The sequence below is a fragment of the uncultured Streptococcus sp. genome (assembly GCF_938036805.1).
GTDB lineage: Bacteria > Bacillota > Bacilli > Lactobacillales > Streptococcaceae > Streptococcus.
In genome coordinates this window covers 1-2,671 of the sequence record NZ_CALHWC010000171.1, presented here as the reverse complement: position 1 = coordinate 2,671, position 2,671 = coordinate 1, and the positions used below count along the sequence as shown (strand labels likewise).

3 protein-coding genes are annotated in these 2,671 nt (G+C 46.1%); all 3 read right to left on the bottom strand.

Features of this window, described 5'->3' with window-relative positions; translation table 11 throughout:
* Positions 1–1,250 (bottom strand): ribosome biogenesis GTPase Der (gene der / locus Q0191_RS07030; protein ID WP_297665090.1); only part of this gene is annotated, 1,250 nt, incomplete at its 3' end.
* 42 nt (positions 1,251–1,292) lie between these two features.
* Positions 1,293–2,009 (bottom strand): nitroreductase family protein, encoded by a 717-nt coding sequence (locus Q0191_RS07025; RefSeq protein ID WP_297665088.1) that lies wholly within the window; start codon positions 2,007–2,009, stop codon positions 1,293–1,295.
* A partial coding sequence (dnaI, locus tag Q0191_RS07020; RefSeq protein ID WP_297665086.1) for a primosomal protein DnaI occupies positions 2,006–2,671 on the bottom strand: 666 nt, incomplete at its 5' end. The genes dnaI and Q0191_RS07025, both read right to left, overlap by 4 nt.

The window sequence follows — 2,671 nt, the reverse complement described above, 5'->3', positions numbered from 1 at the left end:
ATTTGATTTTCCAAGAAACGCAGGTAAGAAAAGTGCATGAGCTCTTCTTCGTTGACAAAGATGACAAAGGTCGGCGGTTTAGTCGCAACCTGAGTCGCATAGAAAATCTTAAGACGTTTGCCCTTGTCAGTCGGTGTCGGATTAATCGCGATGGCATCCATGATAACATCATTGAGTACCGCTGATGGAATACGGGTATTCTGACTCTGACTGATTTGCTTAATCATGTCCGGCAGCTTATGGAGACGCTGCTTGGTCAGGGCAGAGACAAAGATAATCGGGGCATAAGACAAGTACTGGAACTGGTCGCGGATATCCTCTTCCCAGTCTTTCATGGTATGATTGTCTTTTTCCAGTGTATCCCACTTATTAACAACAATGATCATTCCTTTTCCTGCTTCATGGGCGAAGCCAGCAATTCGCTTGTCGTACTCACGAATTCCTTCTTCAGCATTAAGCACCATCAGAACGACATCTGAGCGGTCAATGGCCCGCATAGCCCGCATGACAGAGTATTTCTCTGTATTTTCATAGACCTTGCCTGACTTGCGCATACCAGCCGTGTCGATCATGGTAAATTCCTGACCTTCACTATCCGTAAAGACCGTATCAATCGCATCGCGCGTGGTACCAGCCACTGGACTGGCAATGACCCGATCCTCACCCAAGATGGCATTGATCAAGCTAGACTTGCCGACATTGGGACGGCCAATCAAGCTAAACTTAATCATATCAGGATTTTCAACCACTTCCTCATGTGGAAGATTTTCAACGATCGCATCCAAAACATCCCCTGTACCAATCCCATGGACAGAAGATACTGGGAACGGATCGCCCAAACCCAGCGCATAGAAATCATAGATTTCATTGCGCATTTCGGGATTATCTACTTTATTAACCGCTAAAATAATCGGCTTGTGAGTCTTATAAAGCATCCGAGCGACATACTCGTCCGCATCAGTAATTCCTTCCTTGCCAGACACGACAAAAACGATGACATCGGCCTCGTCCATAGCAATCTCAGCTTGATGCTTGATTTGCTCCATAAAAGGTGCATCAACATCGTCAATTCCGCCCGTATCAATGATACTGAACTTACGATTCAGCCAATCTGCCGTCGCATAGATTCGGTCTCGGGTAACCCCTTCCACGTCTTCGACAATGGAAATCCGCTCTCCCGCAATCCGATTAAAAAGCGTTGATTTGCCGACATTAGGACGGCCGACAATGGCAATAGTTGGTAAAGCCATGTTTTTCCTCTTTCATTCTTTGAGACAGAGCTGAGCTCCGCCTTATTTTTCTAATTTCTTTTCTTTGAACAGCTGGGCAATCGCTTGATTCGGCTCCTGACCAAATTGGGCTGCCAAACGCTGGCTCCAAGTATCCTGTGCTCGCTCACCAGCATACTCAGCCTGCACACGGTCATAGGCCTCAATGACTGAGCTGAGTTGCTCACAGTATTCTTCCTCAAAGACCACCGCTTCATAAGGCAGACGTGGTTTGACAGCATGGTTTTGATTGGGTTTTCCTAAAGCCATACCAAAAACTGGATAAGTATAGTCTGGCAGATTAAAGAGCTGGGCAATTTTTGAAGCTTCATAGCGAACTAAACCAATAATAACGCCGCCATAATCCAGACTTTCAGCTGCTAAGAGGGTATTTTGCCCCGCCAAAGCAGCATCTACCGAGCTAATGAGAATATTTTCGGTTCCCTCAGGATAAAAATCTTCTGTGTGTAGTGCAGCTCCCTTTTCAGCTCGATTGAGGTCGCCAACAAAAAGCAGGAAAGCTGAAGATTGCCGAATGGCTTCTTGGGGAACCAGGTCAAAGAGGGCTTCTTTTTTCTCTTTGCTTCGCACCACAATGATCGAATAGGACTGGAAGTTTTTCCAGCTGGAAGCAGCACGTCCAGCATCGATAATGGCGCGTAGTTCTTCATCTGAAATCTGCTCTTCCGTAAAGCGCCGAACAGACGTATGAGCCTTCATCAAGTTAATTGTTTCATTCATCGACGGTTCTCTCCTTCTAGATGCACTTCTTGAGCCAAAAACTTAATCCGCTCCATAACCCGCTTGGCTTGCCAGGTCTCATCGCCATTCTTAGAATTAGCAAAGTGACGCTCCAAATCCGCAAAACTAAAGTTGGAAGTAAAGAAGGTTGGCAGATTTTCCTGCATACGGTGCTGGAGGATAACCTGCAAAATCTCATCCCGCATCCAGGGACTAGACTGCTCTGCACCGATATCGTCCAAAATCAGCACTTGAGCTATCTTGACCTGGTCAATCTTGTCCTTAACCAAGCCAGAACTAATCGCATTCTTCACATCCAAAACAAAGCTCGGATAGTGAAGCAGAGTCGTTGAGACACTACGTTTTTCTGACAAATCATGCGCCAGAGCAGCCATCATGTAGCTCTTTCCCACGCCGAAATCTCCGTAGAGATAGACAGCCTTCTGATAATGCGGAAAATCCGCAACAAAACTGGTCAAGAGCTCAAAAGCCTTGTAACGACCAATATCGTCTAAATCCACTTTGGCCAAACTAGCCTCTTTTAGACTGGTTGATAGATTGATAAGGTTGAGACGGCTTCTAATCGCTTCCTGTCTCTCCTGCTCAATCAACTCAGGCGTTTCCTCATAGGCAACATCCGCATAGCCTTCATTTTTCACCAA